General features: G+C 60.2%; 19 protein-coding genes. 10 read left to right on the top strand and 9 right to left on the bottom strand.

What is annotated here, in order from left to right; all coding sequences use genetic code 11:
- Positions 1-143: 143 nt before the first annotated feature.
- From ACM6I0_RS07520 to ACM6I0_RS07550, 7 genes are all read left to right on the top strand, one after another.
- On the top strand, positions 144-920 hold the full coding sequence (locus tag ACM6I0_RS07520; protein ID WP_285429404.1) for an ABC transporter substrate-binding protein: 777 nt from the start codon (positions 144-146) through the stop codon (positions 918-920).
- Positions 921-1009: 89 nt separating this feature from the next.
- Positions 1010-1699, top strand: a complete 690-nt coding sequence (locus tag ACM6I0_RS07525) for an ABC transporter permease (protein WP_285429405.1) — start codon at positions 1010-1012, stop codon at positions 1697-1699.
- A 14-nt stretch (positions 1700-1713) separates the two neighbouring features.
- The gene (locus ACM6I0_RS07530; RefSeq protein ID WP_285429406.1) at positions 1714-2412 is read left to right on the top strand and encodes an ABC transporter permease; all 699 of its coding nucleotides are present in this window, start codon (positions 1714-1716) and stop codon (positions 2410-2412) included.
- 9 nt (positions 2413-2421) lie between these two features.
- Complete coding sequence (locus tag ACM6I0_RS07535) at positions 2422-3534, top strand: succinylglutamate desuccinylase/aspartoacylase family protein (RefSeq protein WP_414921898.1); 1113 nt, start codon at positions 2422-2424, stop codon at positions 3532-3534.
- 18 nt (positions 3535-3552) lie between these two features.
- Positions 3553-4317 (top strand): ABC transporter ATP-binding protein, encoded by a 765-nt coding sequence (locus tag ACM6I0_RS07540; protein ID WP_285429408.1) that lies wholly within the window; start codon positions 3553-3555, stop codon positions 4315-4317.
- 80 nt (positions 4318-4397) lie between these two features.
- Positions 4398-5306 (top strand): MurR/RpiR family transcriptional regulator, encoded by a 909-nt coding sequence (locus ACM6I0_RS07545; RefSeq protein ID WP_285429409.1) that lies wholly within the window; start codon positions 4398-4400, stop codon positions 5304-5306.
- Positions 5307-5547: 241 nt separating this feature from the next.
- Positions 5548-6996, top strand: a complete 1449-nt coding sequence (locus tag ACM6I0_RS07550) for a M15 family metallopeptidase (RefSeq protein WP_414922523.1) — start codon at positions 5548-5550, stop codon at positions 6994-6996.
- A 22-nt stretch (positions 6997-7018) separates the two neighbouring features.
- On the opposite strand, the gene ACM6I0_RS07555 is transcribed toward ACM6I0_RS07550, so the two are convergent.
- The 4 genes from ACM6I0_RS07555 to ACM6I0_RS07570 form a co-directional block, all read right to left on the bottom strand.
- A complete protein-coding gene (locus ACM6I0_RS07555) occupies positions 7019-7477 on the bottom strand; it encodes a GNAT family N-acetyltransferase (RefSeq protein ID WP_414921899.1) in 459 nt (152 codons plus the stop codon).
- A gap of 21 nt (positions 7478-7498) precedes the next feature.
- Positions 7499-8152: a peroxiredoxin gene (locus ACM6I0_RS07560; RefSeq protein WP_285429412.1), complete on the bottom strand. Its 654-nt coding sequence runs from the start codon at positions 8150-8152 to the stop codon at positions 7499-7501.
- A 223-nt stretch (positions 8153-8375) separates the two neighbouring features.
- Positions 8376-10238 carry an amidohydrolase gene (locus ACM6I0_RS07565; RefSeq protein ID WP_414921900.1) on the bottom strand — a complete coding sequence of 621 codons (1863 nt, stop codon included), beginning with the start codon at positions 10236-10238 and terminating at the stop codon, positions 8376-8378.
- Between the two features lie 281 nt (positions 10239-10519).
- The gene (locus ACM6I0_RS07570; protein ID WP_414921901.1) at positions 10520-11524 is read right to left on the bottom strand and encodes a response regulator transcription factor; all 1005 of its coding nucleotides are present in this window, start codon (positions 11522-11524) and stop codon (positions 10520-10522) included.
- Between the two features lie 235 nt (positions 11525-11759).
- Between ACM6I0_RS07570 and ACM6I0_RS07575 the strand changes: the two genes are divergently transcribed.
- Entirely contained in the window at positions 11760-12032 is a 273-nt protein-coding gene (locus ACM6I0_RS07575) for a DUF2790 domain-containing protein (RefSeq protein ID WP_414921902.1), read from the top strand.
- A 44-nt stretch (positions 12033-12076) separates the two neighbouring features.
- Here ACM6I0_RS07575 and ACM6I0_RS07580 read toward each other — a convergent pair whose 3' ends face one another.
- From ACM6I0_RS07580 to ACM6I0_RS07600, 5 genes are all read right to left on the bottom strand, one after another.
- Positions 12077-13024, bottom strand: a complete 948-nt coding sequence (locus ACM6I0_RS07580; protein ID WP_414921903.1) for a LysR family transcriptional regulator — start codon at positions 13022-13024, stop codon at positions 12077-12079.
- Between the two features lie 65 nt (positions 13025-13089).
- Positions 13090-14037 (bottom strand): aldo/keto reductase, encoded by a 948-nt coding sequence (locus ACM6I0_RS07585; protein WP_414921904.1) that lies wholly within the window; start codon positions 14035-14037, stop codon positions 13090-13092.
- Between the two features lie 25 nt (positions 14038-14062).
- On the bottom strand, positions 14063-15553 hold the full coding sequence (locus ACM6I0_RS07590; RefSeq protein WP_414921905.1) for an efflux transporter outer membrane subunit: 1491 nt from the start codon (positions 15551-15553) through the stop codon (positions 14063-14065).
- Positions 15554-15572: 19 nt separating this feature from the next.
- Positions 15573-17045, bottom strand: a complete 1473-nt coding sequence (locus ACM6I0_RS07595) for a DHA2 family efflux MFS transporter permease subunit (RefSeq protein ID WP_414921906.1) — start codon at positions 17043-17045, stop codon at positions 15573-15575.
- The gene (locus ACM6I0_RS07600; RefSeq protein ID WP_414921907.1) at positions 17045-18181 is read right to left on the bottom strand and encodes an HlyD family secretion protein; all 1137 of its coding nucleotides are present in this window, start codon (positions 18179-18181) and stop codon (positions 17045-17047) included. Before ACM6I0_RS07600 ends, ACM6I0_RS07595 begins: the two co-directional genes overlap by 1 nt.
- 252 nt (positions 18182-18433) lie before the next feature.
- Here ACM6I0_RS07600 and ACM6I0_RS07605 point away from each other — a divergent pair, with 252 nt between their 5' ends.
- Positions 18434-19066 carry a TetR/AcrR family transcriptional regulator gene (locus ACM6I0_RS07605; RefSeq protein ID WP_414921908.1) on the top strand — a complete coding sequence of 211 codons (633 nt, stop codon included), beginning with the start codon at positions 18434-18436 and terminating at the stop codon, positions 19064-19066.
- 2 nt (positions 19067-19068) lie between these two features.
- Positions 19069-19575: a G/U mismatch-specific DNA glycosylase gene (gene mug, locus ACM6I0_RS07610; protein WP_414921909.1), complete on the top strand. Its 507-nt coding sequence runs from the start codon at positions 19069-19071 to the stop codon at positions 19573-19575.
- Positions 19576-19619: the final 44 nt, after the last annotated feature.

Below are 19619 nucleotides of genomic sequence, written 5' to 3' on the forward strand. Positions count from 1 at the left end.
GTTTTGATATGTTTATTTTCACGATATTGATTTATGAAACAATACGTGTCATTTATAGCCTCACAAAATCATCAGGACTGATCCACCGCCAGCCCGGACGGCAACAAACCAGCACCTCCCAATGCCCCCCAGGAGTCAACAAAATGAACAAGACAGCACTTCTAGGCGCTCTGGCACTGTGCGCAGCAAGCTTTCTGGCACACGCCGAGGAAGACAGCCTGCGTATCGGTATCGAAGCCGCCTACCCGCCCTTCTCCTTCAAGACGCCCGAGGGCAATGTCAGTGGCTTCGACTACGACATCGGCAACGCGCTGTGCGAAGAGATGAAAGTGAAATGCGAGTGGGTCATTCAGGAGTTCGACGGCATGATCCCGTCGTTGAAAGTGCGCAAGATCGATGCGGTACTGTCGTCGATGTCGATCACTGAAGACCGCATGAAGTCGGTCGACTTCAGCAAAAAGTACTACCACACGCCGGGCAAATTCGCGATGAAGGCCGGCAACGTGATCAACGATCCGCTGGTGGACCTCAAGGGCAAGAAAGTCGGTGTGCAACGCTCCTCGACTTACGACCGTTTCGCCACCGAGCAACTTGAAAAAGCCGGCGTCGAAGTGGTGCGCTACGGCTCACAAAACGAAGCCTTCCTTGACCTGGCGTCGGGTCGACTGGACGCCACGCTGGCCGACATCGTCGCCACCGACGAAAGTTTCATCAAAACCCCGGCGGGCAAAGGTTTCGCCCTGACAGGGCCGGACATCAACGACCCGAGATATTTCGGTCGGGGCGCCGGGATCGCGGTGCGTAAAGGCGACAGCGCGAACGCTGCACGCCTCAGTTCGGCGATTGACGCGATCCGCGCCAATGGCAAGTACCAGCAAGTGATGGCCAAGTATTTCGCCTTCGATATCTACGGCGAATAAACCTTTATGTATCACCCGGTCGCCCGCTCATTGCGGACGCTTGGGACATGTCTTGCGCGCTTTACGGCGCTCGCTTGAGGAACTTCATCATGCTTCACGGCTACGGATCGAGCATTCTCGATGGCGCCTGGCTGACCATTAACCTGGCCCTGACCTCCATGAGCATGGCGATTGCCTTGGGGCTGATCGGCGCCGCCTTTCGTTTATCGCCGCTCAAATGGCTGGCGATGCTGGGCGAAGGCTATACCACCCTGATTCGCGGCATCCCTGACCTGGTGTTGATCCTGCTGATTTTCTATGGCGGCCAGGACCTGGTGAATCGCATTGCCCTGGCACTCGGCTACACCCGTTACATCGACATCAATCCCTTTATCGCCGGCGTCTGCACCATGGGCTTCATTTTTGGTGCCTATCTCTCGGAAACCTTTCGCGGTGCCTTTATGGCGATCCCAAAAGGCCAGGGCGAAGCCGGCGTGGCGTATGGCATGAGTGGTACCCAGGTCTTCTGGCGGATTCTGGTGCCGCAGATGATTCGTTTCGCCATTCCAGGCTTCACCAACAACTGGCTGGTGCTGACCAAATCCACCGCGCTGATCTCGGTGATCGGCTTGCAGGACATGATGTTCAAGGCCAAGAACGCAGCGGACGCCACCCATGAACCGTTCACGTTTTTCCTTGCGGTGGCGGCGCTGTATCTGATGCTGACCAGCCTGTCATTGCTGGTACTGCGCTATCTGGAAAAACACTACTCGGTCGGCATCAAAGCCGCCGAACTGTGATTGGGAGCAACCCCATGATTCTCGACTACAACCTGATCTGGGAAAACCTGCCGCTGTATTTGAATGGCGCCTTGTTGACCCTCAAAGTGCTGCTGATCTCCCTGGCGTTTGGCCTGGTGCTGGCGATCCCCTTGGCGCTGATGCGGGTGTCCCGCTCGCCGCTGATCAACTTCCCGGCCTGGCTCTACACCTACGTGATTCGCGGCACGCCGATGCTGGTGCAATTGTTCCTGATCTATTACGGCCTGGCGCAGTTCGCAGCGGTCCGTGACAGTGCGCTCTGGCCGTACCTCTCCAGCGCAACGTTTTGCGCCTGCCTGGCCTTTGCGATCAATACCAGTGCCTACAGCGCGGAACTGCTGGCCGGCAGTTTGAAGGCCACCGCACATGGCGAGATCGAAGCCGCCAAGGCCATGGGCATGTCGCGCTTCACGTTGTACCGCCGGATTCTTTTGCCGTCGGCCTTGCGCCGGGCACTGCCGCAGTACAGCAACGAAGTATTGATGATGCTGCAAACCACCAGCCTGGCCTCGATCGTCACGCTGGTGGACATCACCGGCGCTGCCCGGACGGTCAGTTCGCGGTTCTACCTGCCGTTCGAAGCATTCATCACCGCCGGCCTCATCTACCTTGCCCTGACCTTCATTCTGGTCCGTCTGTTCAAGCTGGCCGAGCGCCGCTGGCTGGCGTATCTGGCACCGCGCAAGCATTAAGGAGCGTTTATGGAACACATTGAATACCTGTTGCCGTGGAGTGCTTCGGGCACGGAACGGCGCCTGTCGTTGTTTCGTTTTGGCAGCGGGCCGCGCAAGGCTTACATTCAGGCCTCGCTGCATGCCGACGAACTGCCGGGGATGCGCGTGGCCGTGGAACTCAAGCGGCGCCTGCGGGCGCTGGAAGAACAAGGTCGGCTGAACGGGGTGATCGAATTGGTGCCAATGGCCAATCCAATCGGAATCGCCCAGATGTTCCAAGCCACCCACCAGGGTCGTTTCGAATTCAACAGCGGCAAGAATTTCAACCGCGACTTCCCGGAACTGACCGAGTCCGTAGCGGCGCGGGTGAAAGGTCGACTGAGCGACAACGCCGACCTCAACACCGCGCTGATCCGCCACGCCATGAGCGATGTCCTCGCCGACATGCCGCCCGCAAACTCGGAACTCGATGGTCTGCGTCGCGTGCTGTTGCAGCATGCCTGCGACGCCGATGTGGTGCTGGACCTGCATTGCGACTTCGAGTCGATCATGCTGCTTTACGCCATGCCGCAACACTGGCCGCGCTTGCGTTCTTTGGCCGCGCGCCTGGGTGCCGGCGCGGCGCTCCTCGCCGAAGGTGCCGGTGGCAATGCCTTCGATGAAGCCTGCGCGATCCCGTGGTTGCGTTTGGCCGAGCTGTTTCCTGAAGCCGCTATCCCGTTGGCCTGCGCCGCCACCACCATCGAATTGCGCGGCATGGCCGACACCGAACGTGAGCAATGCAGCGACAGCGCCGAAGCCATTCTCGGTTACCTCGCCGAACAGGGTCTGATCAGCGGTGACTGGCCCGAAGCGCCCTTGACCTGCTGCGAAGCAACGCCCTTCGCCGGTACGCAGTACGCCTATGCGCCGCACCCCGGCGTGGTGAGTTTTCTGCAACCGCTGGGTGCCCGGGTCCGGGTCGGCGATCCACTGTTCGAAGTACTGGATCCGCTGACAGACCAGCACAGCATCGTGCGCGCCAGCACCGACGGCATCCTCTATGCCCGCGAGCGCCTGCGCTTTGCCCAACCCGGTTTGTGGCTGGCCAAAGTCGCCGGCACCCGCCTTATTCGCCAGGGTCGCTTGCTCAGCGACTGACTCCAGAGAGTGAACAGCATGTACAAACTTGAAATCCAGAACCTGCACAAAAGCTACGGCACCCATCAAGTGCTCAAAGGCGTGTCACTGGAGGCGAAAGCCGGTGACGTGATCAGCCTGATCGGCTCCAGCGGCTCCGGCAAAAGCACCTTCCTGCGCTGCATCAACCTGCTGGAACAACCCAACGCGGGCACTATCGTGCTCAATGGCGAACAGCTCAAATTGATGCCCAACAAGCTCGGTGGCCTCAAGGCTGCCGAACCCAGGCAGCTGCAACGCATGCGTTCGCGCCTGTCGATGGTGTTTCAACATTTCAATCTGTGGTCGCACATGAGCGCCCTCGAGAACGTCATGGAAGCCCCGGTGCACGTGCTGGGAATGGCCAAGAAAGAAGCCCGAGAAAAGGCTGAGCACTACCTGAACAAAGTCGGCGTGGCGCACCGCATGGACGCCTGGCCGGCGCATATGTCGGGCGGCGAACAGCAGCGAGTGGCGATTGCCCGTGCGTTGGCCATGGAACCGGAAGTGATGCTGTTCGACGAACCGACATCGGCACTCGATCCAGAACTGGTCGGCGAAGTCCTCAAAGTCATGCAGGACCTCGCCCTCGAAGGCCGCACCATGGTGGTCGTGACCCATGAGATGGGCTTTGCCCGGGAGGTCTCCAATCAACTGGTGTTCCTGCACCAGGGACAGGTCGAAGAGCGTGGCAACCCGCGTGAAGTGCTGGCCAACCCGCAGTCTGAACGTCTGCAGCAGTTTCTGGCCGGCAGCTTGAAATAATCCACCCGCCCCGCTCACCGACGGTTGGCTTCGGATACACTCCAGCCAACCTTATGCCCTCAGGAAATGTTGAGCCGGATATGCCGACCCCCTCGAAAAACACCACGGTCTATGCCGCGCCGGTGATGCGCAAACTGGCGGAAATCGTTGCCGACCTTCAGCCGTCCCTGCGCAAGGTGGCGGACTTTATCCTGCGTCACCCGCTGAAGGCCGCGACGCTGACGATCGAGGAGATGGCGCACGAAACATCCACTTCGCCCGCTGCGGTCAACCGGCTGGCCAAGGCGCTGAACCTGGGCGGCTACACCGGCATGAAGGCCGAACTGGTCGCGACCTTGCAGCAGATGGTGTCGCCGGTCGACAAGCTGCGTAACGAACTGGCCCATCGCCCCGACGGTGCGTTTGGCCTGCATGAGCAAATCCAGAGCGCCAGCAGCAACCTTGCCACCGCGGCGACCAATAACCACGAAGACACCTTTGAAGCGTTCGTCACACGGCTGACCACCGCCCGCAAAATCTACATCCTGGGCTTTGGCAACAGCGTGTACTTCGCCGGCCTCGCCGCCTCGACCCTGATGCCCTTCTGTGCGGACGCCACCGCCATCAGCATGGAGGGCGGTAACGAAAACGCTGCTTATCGTCTGGCCGCGATCACCGATCAGGATGTGTTGCTGGCGATCTCGCTGCCGCGTTATTCCCTCGACACCCTGCAACTCGCCCGTTTCGCCAACGAGCGTGGCGCCTCGGTATTGGCCATCACCGATTCACCCGCCTCGCCGCTCACCAGCATTGCCGAACACACGCTGTTTGCCCCCGCCGACCATCCGGTGTTGACCAGTTCCAACATCGCGGTGCTCGCCTTGATCGAAGGCTTGGTGGCCGGTGTGATGGCGCGCAACAAAGAAGCCGTCAAGCTGGCGACCGAGCTGACCGAAAGCGTAATGGCTTACCTGCACATTCCCGCCAGCGGCAAATCCTCGAAAAAGTGATGGTGTACGATTCGCCATCAATTACCCGAGACCGGCCTGTGGCCGATAACCCGCCCTATTCCTCAAAGCGCCCCGTGCTGTCGCGACGTTGACAACGAGCCTCCTAGGGCGTCCCTCAAAATATCGCCAGGGCACACAGGCCAGACATGAATCGGCCAGAACCGGGCGGCATGGTTTAAGATCGATTGAAGCCTTCCGCAGACTCGACGATCACTTCATGCGCTTAAACCTGAACGTTTCCATGCCCGCTTTACTGGCGATTGCAGCCCAACTGCGCCGCCTGCTCGCACGCCCTCTCCTGTTGCTGAGCATCGTCATGCCTGCCATGGCCGGCGCCGAGCCAAGACCGGACAACATGGTGTATTTGCGTGCGATTGATCCAAGTATCGAGCAGGACATTCGCTACGCGGGCGCACACAACTTCACCGGGCACCCGCTCGACGGCTATGCCGCGCCGGAGTGCATGCTCTCGCTGGACACTGCCAAGGCCCTGGCCCGGGTACAAAGCGCACTGCAAAAACAAGGCTATGGCTTGAAGGTGTTCGACTGCTATCGGCCCAGCCGTGCCGTGGCCGATATGGCTCGCTTCGCCACCGAGCCCGGTGACCCGCGCAAGGCCGAGTTCTACCCGCGCGTGGACAAGCAGGACTTCTGGCACCTGGGCTATGTAGCGCGGGTGTCGAATCACTCCAGGGGTTCGACCGTGGACCTCACACTGACCGGTCCGAACGCGTTGCCCGCCGACACCTGGACGTCCTCGGCCGCGCAAGTCGATTGCACCGCGCCTTACGGCCAGCGCTGGCACGACGGCGCACTCGATATGGGCACCGGGTTCGATTGTTTCGATGAGCGCGCGCATACCGCCAACCCGACGATCAACGCGCTGGCCAAAGAAAACCGCCAACGTCTCGGCAGCGCCATGGAAAAAGAGGGTTTTGCCGGGTATTCCAAAGAATGGTGGCACTTCACTTACAGCGCAGAGGGCGCGCCGAAAACCGTGATGGATTTCCCCATCACGCCGCTGACGGCGCGTGATGTGCTCGACAGCAGCCATCAATTGATTGTGGTCACCACCAAGAACTGGGACGACATCCAGGGCACAGCCCAGCGTTATGAACGGGACGGGAACACCTTTCGAAAAGTCGGCGACGGGTTTGCAGTGGTGGTCGGCAAAAACGGCCTGGCATGGGGCAAGGGCCCGGGTAACGTCGAGCCCGTTGCAGGGCCGGTCAAACGCGAAGGCGACGGCAAAGCACCGGCCGGGATCTTCAGGCTCGGCACAGCCTTCGGCTACGACACCACGGCCGCGACAAAACTGCCTTACCTCGCCCTCACACCCACCACCGAATGCGTGGATGACAGCACCTCCAAACATTACAACCAACTGATCGACGGCGCGGCGATGGCTAAGGACTGGAACAGCGCCGAACACATGCGCAGTGAATCCGGCTATCGCCAAGGCATTTTCATCGAGCACAACACGCCAGCGTCCCCGACTTCGGGTTCGTGCATCTTTTTCCATATCTGGCGTGGTCCCAGCTCCCCGACGCTGGGCTGCACAGCGATGGACCCGGCGGATATTTCGCGGCTGTTCGACTGGCTGGACCCTGGTCAGTCGCCGCTACTGGTGCAAATGCCCGAGGCGCAGTATGAACAATTGCGTGAAGCCTGGAAGTTGCCGCCGCGTTGATGGGCCACCCGCCAGGATTGGCTCAGCCCTGCTTCAAATCCAGGCAGTAGGTGTAATAACCGCTATCACGCACATAGCCCAACGACTCATACAACCGTTGCGCCCCCAGATTGTCCGTGGCCGTTTCCAGCACCATGCCCTTGGCACCGGTCGACACTGCGAAGGCCCGCGCAGCATTCATCAGTGATCGCCCCACTCCCCGCCCCCGATCCTCGGGGGCGGTGAACAGGTCGCTGAGCAGCCAGGTGCGATAGGCGTCGATGGAGGAAAACGTCGGATACAACTGGACAAAGCCCAGTGCCTTGCCGGTGGCGTCCTCGGCGAAAAAAATTGCTGATTCGTCCCGGGCAAGGCGTTCGGCGATGAAATCCCGGGACTGCGCCAGGTTGGAGGGCTGGCCATAAAAACCTCGATACGCATCGAAGAGGCCGGCGATCTTGTCGACATGAATCGCTTCGGCGCGAAAGATTTGAACAGCCATCTGAGTCTCCGTACGAATGGATTATTTCGGTTGTGCCACGGTGCGCAAATACGGTTTCACGGTTTTGAAGCCGTCCGGGTATTTCTTCTTCGCGTCTTCGTCGGACACCGACGTCGGAATGATCACGTCCTCGCCCGGACGCCAGTTCACCGGGGTGGCGACGGTGTGTTTGGCATTCAATTGCAGCGCATCGAGCAAGCGCAGCACTTCATCGAAGTTGCGCCCGGCACTCATCGGGTAGATCAGCATCGCCTTGACCTTTTTATCCGGCCCGATGATGAACACCGAACGCACCGTGGCGTTATCCACGGCCGTGCGTGCGCCGCCACTGGCATTGGGATGGATCATGTCGTAAAGCTTGGCCACCACCAGGTTGTCGTCGCCGATCATCGGGTAGTTGACCGCATGCCCCTGGGTCTCTTCGATGTCCTTGGCCCAGTTCGCATGATTGCTGACCGGGTCGACGCTGAGCCCGACGATCTTGGTGTTGCGTTTATCGAACTCCGGTTTGAGCCCTGCCATGTAACCGAGCTCAGTGGTGCACACCGGGGTGAAGTCCTTGGGATGCGAGAACAGGATCGCCCACTTGTCGCCGATCCACTCGTGAAAATGCAGCGTGCCTTCGGTGCTTTCGGCGGTAAAGTCCGGGGCTTCGTCGCCAATACGGATGGTCATGTTCGTTCTCCTGACTGTTGGGTCTTAGGGAAGCCGTCGCTATTCTAACGGCCTTCATGATCTGCGTTGAACCTGTCAACGCGGATCAGTATAGGAGACGCTCGAAGACATGCCGGTTACCGCCAACCCTGAATTGCGGACCAGCCCGTAAACCGCTACACGAGCAGGCTTGCTCCCACAGGGATTGCATTTAACTGACGGGCATTCGGGCAGTCAGTTGCGCTTATTGTGGTTCCGTCACTGCGACTTGAGCCGGTTGCCGATCAAGCCCCATGAACGGCGCCTTGGCCCACACGACCTTGCCCCCGACTACCGTCATCAGCACTTCATTGCGGGCCAGTTCTGCCTCGGGCACCTGCATGAAGTTCTTGTCGAGAACGATCAGGTCGGCGAACTTGCCCACTTCAATCGAGCCGACCACAGCGTCCAGGTTCAGTTGCTCGGCGGCGTTGATCGTGATGGTGCGCAGCACGTCCGCGCGCGACAGTGCCGGATCGGCATTCAGTCTGCCGGCGTACTGGGGACCGTAGCTGTGCGGGTTCAGCGGATCGCCCGAGCGAGTGACACCAATCTTCAACGCGAGAAACTCGTCGAGCGGGTCGACGGGCCAGTCGCTGCCATACGCCACGCGGCCGCCGGCAAGGGCGATGCTGCCTGACGGCTCCATTCGGGCAAACCGCTGAGCCCCCAGGTGATCGCTGGTGCCGTCGACCGTAGACGGCGCCTGCTGCGCCCACTGGAAGGACATGTTGGCGGTCACGTCGAGGGCCTTGAAACGGGGATAGTCGGCCGGATCCACGGATTCGTTGTGCGTGATGGTCGGGCGAAAAGCATTGCCCGGCAGTTGCTGGCGCACGTATTCGATGCCATCCAGTGACTCACGCACTGCGCGGTCGCCCGTGGCGTGCAGATGCGGATCGAGACCGGCCTGCACCGCTTGCAACAGAAGCGGCTTGAGCACTTGCGGGGGGAAATACAGCTCACCGACGTTCTTGCCGGGCGTCCACTTTGGCGCTTTCTCGGTGCCGGCATTGCGCAGGTACGGCGTCAACATCGCCCCCGTGTCCGCCGGCGCATTGATGATGCCGTCCATGAACAATTTGACGTGACGCATGCTGACGCCCGGCGCCGGTTGCGCTTGGCCCTGATCGTAAGTGGTGGCCAACGCCTTGGCCTCGGCAATGGTTTTCGCCGGGTCTGCCGCAGCCGCGGCCGGGTCCAGTTTGATCGCCAGCAAGGCCCGGGCAGTCAGCTCGCCCGACTGTTGCAGACGGGTGAACGCTTTGCCGTTTTCCGGCCCGGACAAGGCATCGAAGAAACTGGTGATGCCTTGCTGGCGCATCGCGTCGAGCGCCGCGCGGGTCTGCGTGAGTTTTTCTGCATCGGTGGCGGGCGGCACTACAGCGGCCATGGCATCGGCCGCACCGTCCTCGCAGATGCCGTTGGGGTTGCCGGCGTTGTCGCGCACGTATTTGCCATCGCTCGGATTGGCCGTGTGCTTGTTGATACCGGCCACTTCCAGGCCTCGGGAGTTGGTCAGCACGGTATGGAAGTCGGTGGAGCGCACCTGAATCGGACGTTTGGTCTTCAGCGCATCCAGTGTCGACTTGTCCGGATCGCCGTCGAGTCCGTCCATGCCCATGCGATCCCAGCTGCCGACTTCAAGCCAGACATCGGGGCCCTTGTTCTTGTCGGCATCCAGGCACGCCTGGATGGTTTCCTGAAACGCCTTGCGCGTCATTGTCTGGTATTTCAGGTCGCACAAGGTCATGGCGCGGCCGCCGTCCCCCGGGTGCATATGCGCGTCGATGAAGCCGGGCATCAGCATGCGCCCAGCCAGATCGATCAGCTGAGTGTGCTGGCCGATGTACGAGGTAACCCCTTCGTCGCTGCCGACATAGACGATCTTCCCACCCTTCACGGCAATCGCCTGCTGCACTGAATTCTGGCCATCGACGGTATAGACATAGCCGTTGTGCATCACCCTGTCAGCGGGCGCCAAGCCCGGTGTCTGACACCCCACCAGTGCCACGCAGGACACTGCCGTAGTCGTCGCAATCGCGATAAACTGCCTGGAAATTTTCAACTGCCTCACCCCTGTTCTTATCGTTTTCGAAGTGGCCCGGACAGACTGCCGCGCAAGCCCCTGATATTCAGGGCATACCCTATAGATCGCGGCCTCTGAATGGACCTCTGCAAATGAGGAGGGGTAAGGCAAATAGCCCAGCGACATCAACAACTCCGTGGGAGCGGGCTTGCCCGCGATGGCGGTGTATCAGGCAAGATTGACGTCGACTGACGCGCCGTTATCGCGAGCAGGCTCGCTCTCACAGGGGATTTGCATTTCAACTGGCGAGATATACGCAATTAATCGCGGCGCGTGGCATCGCGCAGGACGGAACCCAGTTCCACCTTGCTCTTCACGCCAAGCTGCAAGTAGCAATTGCGCAGGTAGGTGCGCACCGTCGCAGGGCTCAAGGCAAGCATCCTGGCAATCTCTTTGTAGGAATGTCCCGCCGCGAACAGCATCGCTGCTGTGCGCTCCCGCGGCGCCAGCACCGCCCCGCGCGACTGTGCTTCGAGCGACAGGATGACGTGCTCGGCGTTGGGACTCAGCGTCAGCGTGCAACGGCCCAGGCGCATTACGCAGGGCGCTTTGTGCAGCTGTGCGATCACCTCAGCCGGCAACATTGAACCGCTCCACCCAGGCAACTCACGCTGAATGGCGACACATAGGCTGGCGCCCACGTACAACAGGCTGCCGTCCATGCGTGCCACGCCAAAGTCGGTCGCGCCGTTGCCGGTGTCGATGCGAATCATGTCCTGCACCTGAAACCGCCACAGCTGCAACAGGTGGTCGCAGAAAGCCGCAAACAAACCGGCCTCGCTGTCGTTGAACGCTGGAGCACCCACGCCACGGTAGAGACAGACGAAGAACATCAAGCCGCTTTCCGGCAGCTCGAAGGTAATGCACATCGGGTGGTAGAGGTCGTGGCGCCGCGCGAACGCGTCCACCTCTGCATCCGGGTCGGTGAAGCCGCTGTCGCGCACGACCGCTCCAGGCTGACTCAAGGTGTCATGGGAGAATTTGTCGCTGCCCGCACTTTTGTGCCATTCGGCGGCAAACGATGCAGGCAGGTTGATACGCCCGTGCATCCAGCTCTTGGGGGGAGCATTGGCACCTGAGGCGGACATCTCGCCCCACCACGCCGAAGCGAACGGCACCAGCTCGCGAAACGCTTGCAGGCCGTCTGCGATGAACTGTGACGAGCCGCGATCCCGCGCCAGCCGCCCCAGGTGCAGCACACACAGATTGAACGCGTTGAGCGTGGCCATCGACGCCTGTGTGCCGACCTCTTCTCCCTCCTCCATCGTGCCGATCCTGTTCGCTGTACGACGTATTTTTCCGACGATGCCATAGGGGCCACCGCAGCGCCATTGGCATTTTTCAAGCCTCCTATTCATACGCAATCCGGCAACAGTGTTTGTCCAGCTGGACGCTGTTTGAGGAAGGGCTGAACACCTAGCATTGTCACTAACCCGGTACACCGATGACGCAAGGCGCCACTGGCCCGTCGGGTCAACCCAAGACGAAACGGAGAATCAAATGAAAATCCTTAAAGTAGCGCTGTTCCTGGCGCTGGGCGGTTTAGGCACACAGGCCTTTGCAGACAGCGGCCACTCAACGACCGGAGCCGACAAAACACCGGTTGAAAGCTACGTGTATGGCACGTCGCTGGACATCAAGAAAATCATCGCGATCTCAGACATTCCCAACGAATGCGCACCGGTTGCGGCGCAGATGACTTATGAAGACTCTCACGGTCAACGTCACATCCTTCAGTACCAAGTGATGGGCACCGGATGTTCAAATGGTTGAATACAGTCAGGATGATGGAGGGTCGACACTCCATGCCTGCGCTGTCAGTGAAGTTGGTTTTTTTTCGCCGATCCGACGATTTTTTCGTCGCTGGCCAACACGTCCGGGATGGAATGTTTAAGAAACTCCACCCAGGTCTTTATTTTTGCATCCACGAACTTTCGTGACGGGTAGATCGCATACAGATTCAGCTCTTCCAGATGGTGTTCGGGCAACACACGCATCAACGTGCCCGCTCTCAGGCCATCGACCGCAGAAGCAATAGGCTGAATGCCGATGCCCATGCCATTGGCAATCGCCACGCTCATGCCGTCGGCAGTGTTGATGTGAAACGGTGACGACGAAACGTTAACGGTCTCCACGCCTTCGGGCCCTTCCAGTACCCAGCTTTCAACCGGCATCACCGTGTTGACGATTTTCAAACAGTCATGGGCGGCCAGCGCCTTTGGTGTGTCAGGGTATCCGCGCTTCCTCAAGTACGCCGGCGACGCGCAGAGAATGCTGTACGTAATGCCGAGCCGCTGCGCGACAAAACCTGAATCGGGCAGGTCCCGGGCCAACACAATCGACATGTCATAGCCCTCCTCCAGCAAATCCGGCAGGCGATTTGTCAGCGTCAGATCAAACGTCACAGACGGATGTGTCTCTCTGTATTTGGCAATCGCATCGATCACGTAGTGATTGCCCACCGCTGACATCGCGTGGATTTTCAGCCGCCCCAAAGGCAGGGTATGCGCCGTGCCCGCTTCCTGCTCCGCGTCACGAATCTCTTCCAGAATCTTCTCGCAGCGTTGCAAATAACGCAGGCCTGCTTCGGTCAACGCAAGGCGTCGGGTTGTGCGGTTGATCAGCCGTGTCTGCAGCCTGGCTTCCAGGCTGGAGACCGCTTTGGAAACGTTGGTCGTGGTGGTGTCCAACACCTCAGCCGCTGCCGTAAAACTGCCACTTTGGGCCACCGCAACGAAAAAGCGCATGGTCTGGAAAACGTCCATCGTTTTCACCTCGGGAAAAAGAAAGAAACGGGGCGGCCTGTGGCAGGCCGCCCCCGGGTCATGGGCTATTTCTTGCGGGGAATAAAGCCAGGCACACCGGTTTCCACCACCGAGTTGAATCGGATACGGGTCGTAATGTCCTGCTGGATTTCAGCCATGGCCCGTTGTGGCAGCGTCGAAATATCAATGTTTTCCCGAATATGACTCGGTGTAGCAGACGTGGTCAGAAAAGCGACTCCTCGTTGCACAGACCAGGCCAGCGCCACTTGCGCCGGGGTCTTCTGCACACGCGTGGCAATCTGGGTAATCACCGGATCTTCCAGCACATTGGGCTGCATGCCGTGACCCAGTGGCGCGAACGCCAGGACGATGATCCCGTGTTGTTTGCAGTATTCCAGCAGCTCCCATTCAGGCAGATAAGGGTGAGATTCGACCTGCACCACCGCTGGCTTTATCCGCGCCACGGCGACAATTTCCCGCAGCTTTTCAAGCGTGATGTCCGACAAGCCGATCGCCCCGCAGCGGCCTTCGTCCACCAGACGTTCCAGCGCCCTCCAGGTCTCGATCAGCGTGACGCCGTTGTCATAGATCACGTGCCCCTCTTCATCCCTCGGGTCCTGGTTGTCGCCAGGTTGAAAGGCAAAGGGCGTATGAATCAGGTAGCAGTCGATGTAATCGACCTGAAGACGCCAGCAACTGGCCTCGAACGCCGGCAGGACACGCTCGGGACGGTGGTTGGTGTTCCACAGTTTGGTGGTGATGAACAGGTCTTCGCGGCGGATCTTTCCTTCATCGAGGACTTCCTTGAACGCAACGCCGATCTGTTCTTCATTGCGATAGCGCTCGGCGCAATCGAAATGACGAAAGCCGGCCTCCAGCGCGGCCTTGACCGCTTGCGTGGTGACGCTGAGGTCGCGAAACAGGGTGCCGAAGCCTACGGCCGGCATTGCACTGGAGCCGTTGTTCAACGGGAATTTGGTGTCACGCAGATCATCGTAAAATGATTCGTACATCTCTCTTACTCCAAAAAGTCCGGGGTTATTGATACGAAGGCTTCGGTTCATCGCGACTGGCAACGCGTTGCTCGAACGCACCGACGGAATTGCCGCCGAGCGCTACGTAGAGCTGCACCGTGTCGAGGTATTGCGCGGTTTTCACTTTGATTTGACCCAGCAGTGCCTGTTCATAAGCGCGCTCCGCTTCCAACACCTGGAGAATGCTGTTCTCGCCCTGTGCGTAGGCTTGCTGGTTCAACTGAAAACTGCTTTCGGCCGCGCGCAACGCGTCTGCCTGCGCCAGGTTTTCCTCGGCGTCATGGTTGATGGCCTGCAACGAGTCAGCGACCTGGCCGAACGACTGAATGACCGTCTGCTGGTAGCCGGCGAGCGTCGCCTTGTAGCCGTCGACGGCTGCCTGACGTTCTGCCTTGAGCGTTCCACCATCGAAGAGCGGCCCCGCGATCCCGGCCGCAAAGCCCCAGAGCGCCGCGCCGCCATTGCCCGAAGCGGCCTGTACCAGCGACGCCGACAGCGTGACATGGGGATAGAGATTGGCGGTCGCAACGCCCACTGCCGCGCTGGCCATGTGCAATTCGGCTTCAGCTTGCAATACGTCCGGCCGACCGTGGGCCATTTCCGAAGGCACGTTGACGGGCACGTTGGCCGGCAACACGAACTCGGCAAAATCGAAGTCCGGCGCGATCCAGTCGCCAGGGCCTTTGCCGGTGAGAATCGACAGCGCGTGGCGGGCGGCATCGCGCTGCTGAGCGAGCGGTGGCAACAGCGTGCGGTCCTGGGCGAGGCGGGTTTCGGCCAGCGAAACGTCGATCTGCGTGGTGGCGCCGCTGACCTGTGCCCTGCGCACCAGGTCGAGGTTTTTCGTGTCATTGGCCAGCAACTTCTCGACCGCCGCCATCTGCGCGTTGGCCGACGCGACCAGCAACGCCTGGCTCGCGACGTTGCCCGTCAAGGTCAAATAGGCCGCCTCATAACGATGCTTCTGCAGATCGGTAAACGCTTCTTGCTGTTCGACCAGACGTTTGTTGCCGCCGAACACATCGAGGTCGAAGCCAACCCGTGGACCGATCGCATAGAAATTGGTGGTGGCGGGCTCCTTAGCGTTATGCACCCGTTGGCGGCCCGCCTGGCCGCCAAAATCGACTTGCGGGTACAACGCACCTTGCGCCGCGGCCACCGAAGACGACGCTTGGCGGATGGTTGCGTCCGCGGCCACCAGCTCAAGATTGCCTTCGATGGCGCGGCGTACAACCTTGTCGAGCTTCGGCGACTGGAACGCCGTCCACCAGTTGCCGTTGACCTTCTGGCCGAGGGCGATGTGTTGTTCACCCGGCGTGTTGCCACGCGGACCAAGGCGCTGCTCGGCCTGTTGATCGTAGTGCTGCGACTCGCTCGGCGGTTGCATTTGATAGTCAGGGCCGACGGTGCAGGCGGTCAGGAATGCAAGGGCCGCCATCGCGCCGAACGTGGTTCTAAAAGTCTGTCTGTTGATGAAGCGTGCAGAGGATTTCATTGGGCATACTCCACGAAAACTATTGGGCCGAAACCGGCTTGCGAAGAAAGACAACCAGTGGACTCACCACCAGCATCGCCACCATCAAAATCTTGAATTGATCGATCACCGCGATAAAAGCCGCTTGCCCTGTGATCATTTCGTTGAGCCCCGCCAGTGCTTGCAGGGACGTCGGCGCCGGGCGATACGGTGTCAGGTTGCTGGCCAGCGCCAGGTGCATCGCTTGCGTGTTGTTGAAGAAATACAGCTGCACAATCGCCACGCCCAGCGTGCTGCCGTAGACCCGGAACAAATTGAAAATACCGGTGCCTTCCGGACGTAACGCTGGATCGAGCGTGCTGAACGCGACTTTCGTCAGCGACGGCATCAACATGCCGATGCCGATGCCCTGGATCGCCCCCGCCACTGCCACCGGCGACCAGTCCATCAGCGGCGAGTAACCGAGCATCAGCCAGTTGGCGTAAACCACCAGCGCCACGCCCACCGCCACGAAAAACCGCCGGTCAAAGCGCTCGGGGACACGCCCCATCAGCAGAAACGCACCGACCAGTCCGATGCCGCGCGGGATCGTCAGGGACCCGGTGGTGTCCGGCGGATAACCGAGAATCTCGTCGAGCATCGGCGACGTCAGGGCCATGGTCGACAACAGTACAAACCCCACGGCGAAGAAGATCGTCGTCGACAGCACGAAGTTGCGGTCCTGGAACAAGCGCTTGTTGAGGAAATGCACCTTCGTGGTCAACACATGCACAGCGAACAGGTAGAGCCCCAGGGCACAGCCGATGGCCTCCAGCCAGATCTCGGTCGAGGCGAACCAGTCCAGGCGTTCGCCACGGTCGAGCAGCATTTGCAGGCTGATCAAACCCAGCGTGAAGCTGCCAAAGCCAAAGAAGTCGAACGACGGACGCTTCTCAGCCTTTTTCTCGGCCAGCAACAGCGCGATCACCAAGCCGATAAACGCCGACAACGGGACGCTGATGTAGAAGATCAGGCGCCATCCGAAATGCTCGCCAATCAGGCCGCCGATGCTCGGGCCGCTGACGATGCCGAACAGCACGATGGCGGTCCAGGTCGCGCCAAATTTCGCCCGTTTTTCCAGTGCCAACGTCTCCATGGCAATCGCCATCGACAGCGGCGCCAGCACGCCACTCGCCAGGCCCTGGATAATCCGCGCGCCGATGAACTCCAGCGGCGTTGTGGCCTGCGTGGCGAGCAGCAGGCCCAGGACGAAAAAGGCCAGCGCGGTTTGATAAACACGCTTGAGGCCAAAGCGTCCGGCGAGCCATTGCGCAATCGGCAGCGTGATGGCGCTCGCCGCCAGGTACGAGGTGAAGACCCATCCAGCCTGGTCGTCGGTCATCGACATACTGCCCTGAATCAACCTGAGTACGGCGTTGGGAAGTGGCAGGCTCGCCGACTGCATATACGTGGCAAGCAGCGCAGCGAACCTTAACGTTCCCGCACCTTGAGGTCCGGCATGGTTGGCGTTCATCAGAAGTTACCCGCGGTCAACAATGTCTTGAGCGGATGCCACCAAGGCGTGCGAAAGCCGGTATCGACCTTGACCGTGGCGCTGGTGCCCGAGAACAGCGGCAAGGCGGGATCGGTCTCATCGAATTCGAGCCGTACCGGAACACGCTGGACCACCTTGACCCAGTTGCCGGTCGCATTTTCCGGTGGCAGCAAGGCGAAGTCGGAGCCGGCACCCGGGCTCATGCTGGTCACGTGAGCCTTGAAAACGTGATCAGGGTAGGTGTCGATACTGACGGTCGCTTCCTGGCCGGGACGCATATGGGTGACGTCCGTTTCGCGGAAGTTGGCCTCGACCCAAATCTCGTGATCGGACAACAACGCAAAGGCTGGCGCGCCGCTGTTGACGTAGTTGCCTACCTGCAAGTCGTCGACCTTGGCTACCGTGCCGTCGTCCGGCGCATACACCGTCGCGTACGAAAGGTAGAGCTGCGCCTCGTCGAGTTGCGCCTTGGCTTCGCGAACCGTCGGATGGGTGTCGACTTCAATCGTCGGATTGCCGTTCAGCGCAACTACGGTGCTGGCGATCTGTTGCTCAATAGAGGCGATCCGTTGCCGGGCCACTTTAAGGTCGGTGTCGGCACGTTCGTAAATAGCGCGCGAGACGAACTCGGTCGCGACCAGCGCCTTCTTGCGGGCAAATTCGCGCTGATCGAAATCAGCCGACTCTTTGGCCGATTGCAACTCAGCCTGCTGCTGGCGGTAGCTGGCCTTGAGCCCGTCGATGCGCAGACGTGCCACGTTCAACTGTGCTTCGGCGCGATCAACGGCGATCTGCAGCGGTTTCGGATCGATCCGGAACAGCACCTGGCCTTTGTGTACCCGCTGATTGTCCTCGACCGCGATTTCCACCACCTGCCCGGAAATGCGCGCATTGATCGACGCTTTCGCCACTCGGGCGTAAGCGTTATCCGTAGAAATGAAAGCGGCGCCAGCCTGATAGCGGGCGTAGCCCAGCGCGGCGAAGATCACCGGCAAACCGATCATCAGCCACGGTCGCAGTTTCTGTTTGAACGGTTTCTTGATGGGCGCCTGGCCAGGGTTCACGCCTGGGTGCTCGAAGCTCTGTGACGCCGGGATGTCGAACTGTTTAGTCATGATCGAATACACCTTTAACCGGGAAATCAGGCCGGCCAACACTGTGCCGGGCCGGACATCAATAGTTGCTGTGAGGAGTCAAGCCCGAGCACGGACGGGAGGATCGCTCCGCCGCACCTGTTTCGTCGCCGCAACACTCAGTTCGAGCTCCGCTTCAACAAACCGTAAACCAAGGAATTTCTGGTTCCTTAATTTTGTGCGATGGTGTAAGAATATCCCCACACCCACCTTCCATCAAGGATTTTGTACGACATGGCACAAAAAAAGATTAGCGAGGGAAAAGGCCGTGGCCGCCCTCGCGCCTATGACCCGCAAACCGCCCTGCAGCAAGCGCTTGGTGTGTTCTGGAGCACCGGCTATTCAGGCGCCTCGCTGGACAGCATCGCCACCGCAGCCGGGATGAATCGCCCCAGCCTCTACGCGGCATTCGGTGACAAACACGCGCTTTACATAAAGGCGCTTGAGCAATATTGGGAATTTGCCGCCGCGGCGATGCACGAGGCACTGACCGACACCCAGCTGCCGCTACGCGATGCATTGATGCGGTTCTACGAAGGGCAGCTGTCGATCTATTTCTCGGGCGACGGCCAACCGCGCGGCTGCTTTGCGATCGGCACGGCGACCACCGAAGCTGTCGAGGACCCGGAAATTCGTGAGGTGCTTTCAGACCGGCTCAGCAGGCTCGACACCGACCTGGAAGCGCGCCTGCGAACGGCCATCGAGTCCGGCGAACTGAAAAGTGATGTCGACGCCGCCGCCCTCGCCGTCCTCGCCTCCTCCCTGCTGCACAGCATTTCGATCCGCGCACGGGCGGGCAAATCCCGCGAAGAACTGACGGAACTGGCGCGCAATGCGGTCAGCGTGATCTGCGGTGTGCGAGGTTGATCGTGAGTGAAGGACTTGAAGACATTCTGGCCGAACAACTGGCGGTGATTTTTTGTGGGATCAATCCGGGCCTGACCGCTGCCGCTCAAGGGCATCACTTTGCCGGCAGAGGCAATCGTTTCTGGCGCACGCTGCACCTCGCCGGTTTTACACCTGAGGAAGTGCGCCCGGAAAACGATCGGACGATCTTGCAATATCAGTGTGGATTGACGGCCGTGGTTGAGCGGCCGACCGCGCGGGCGGATCAGCTGTCGTTGCACGAATTCACCGCAGCGGCGGCCGATTTCGAACGCAAGATCGAACGCTACGCGCCGCGCTGTGTGGCGTTTCTCGGCAAAGCGGCTTATTGCGCGCTGTCCGGCCAGCGGCAAATCAACTGGGGGCGGCAATCCCAAACTTTTGGCAACGCTTTGGTCTGGGTCCTGCCCAATCCGAGTGGGCGAAATCTCGCGTTCACCCAGGATCAACTGGTGGACGCCTACCGCCAACTCCGCTGTGCGATGAATTAGCCCGGTCTACGAATGGCCACCGCACAAAACTTGCGTTCAGCGGA

The organism is Pseudomonas sp. IT-P294 (assembly GCF_949767865.1).
In the GTDB taxonomy this organism is placed as follows: Bacteria; Pseudomonadota; Gammaproteobacteria; order Pseudomonadales; family Pseudomonadaceae; genus Aquipseudomonas.

Excerpts from the sequence above, each read along its gene's own strand:
- ACM6I0_RS07520 (WP_285429404.1), top strand. The coding sequence starts at position 144 with ATGAACAAGACAGCACTTCTAGGCGCTCTGGCACTGTGCGCAGCAAGC.
- ACM6I0_RS07525 (WP_285429405.1), top strand. The coding sequence starts at position 1,010 with ATGCTTCACGGCTACGGATCGAGCATTCTCGATGGCGCCTGGCTGACC.
- ACM6I0_RS07530 (WP_285429406.1), top strand. The coding sequence starts at position 1,714 with ATGATTCTCGACTACAACCTGATCTGGGAAAACCTGCCGCTGTATTTG.
- ACM6I0_RS07535 (WP_414921898.1), top strand. The coding sequence starts at position 2,422 with ATGGAACACATTGAATACCTGTTGCCGTGGAGTGCTTCGGGCACGGAA.
- ACM6I0_RS07540 (WP_285429408.1), top strand. The coding sequence starts at position 3,553 with ATGTACAAACTTGAAATCCAGAACCTGCACAAAAGCTACGGCACCCAT.
- ACM6I0_RS07545 (WP_285429409.1), top strand. The coding sequence starts at position 4,398 with ATGCCGACCCCCTCGAAAAACACCACGGTCTATGCCGCGCCGGTGATG.
- ACM6I0_RS07550 (WP_414922523.1), top strand. The coding sequence starts at position 5,548 with ATGCCCGCTTTACTGGCGATTGCAGCCCAACTGCGCCGCCTGCTCGCA.
- ACM6I0_RS07555 (WP_414921899.1), bottom strand. The coding sequence starts at position 7,477 with ATGGCTGTTCAAATCTTTCGCGCCGAAGCGATTCATGTCGACAAGATC.
- ACM6I0_RS07560 (WP_285429412.1), bottom strand. The coding sequence starts at position 8,152 with ATGACCATCCGTATTGGCGACGAAGCCCCGGACTTTACCGCCGAAAGC.
- ACM6I0_RS07570 (WP_414921901.1), bottom strand. The coding sequence starts at position 11,524 with ATGGAGGAGGGAGAAGAGGTCGGCACACAGGCGTCGATGGCCACGCTC.
- ACM6I0_RS07575 (WP_414921902.1), top strand. The coding sequence starts at position 11,760 with ATGAAAATCCTTAAAGTAGCGCTGTTCCTGGCGCTGGGCGGTTTAGGC.
- ACM6I0_RS07580 (WP_414921903.1), bottom strand. The coding sequence starts at position 13,024 with ATGGACGTTTTCCAGACCATGCGCTTTTTCGTTGCGGTGGCCCAAAGT.
- ACM6I0_RS07585 (WP_414921904.1), bottom strand. The coding sequence starts at position 14,037 with ATGTACGAATCATTTTACGATGATCTGCGTGACACCAAATTCCCGTTG.
- ACM6I0_RS07590 (WP_414921905.1), bottom strand. The coding sequence starts at position 15,553 with ATGAAATCCTCTGCACGCTTCATCAACAGACAGACTTTTAGAACCACG.
- ACM6I0_RS07595 (WP_414921906.1), bottom strand. The coding sequence starts at position 17,045 with ATGAACGCCAACCATGCCGGACCTCAAGGTGCGGGAACGTTAAGGTTC.
- ACM6I0_RS07600 (WP_414921907.1), bottom strand. The coding sequence starts at position 18,181 with ATGACTAAACAGTTCGACATCCCGGCGTCACAGAGCTTCGAGCACCCA.
- ACM6I0_RS07605 (WP_414921908.1), top strand. The coding sequence starts at position 18,434 with ATGGCACAAAAAAAGATTAGCGAGGGAAAAGGCCGTGGCCGCCCTCGC.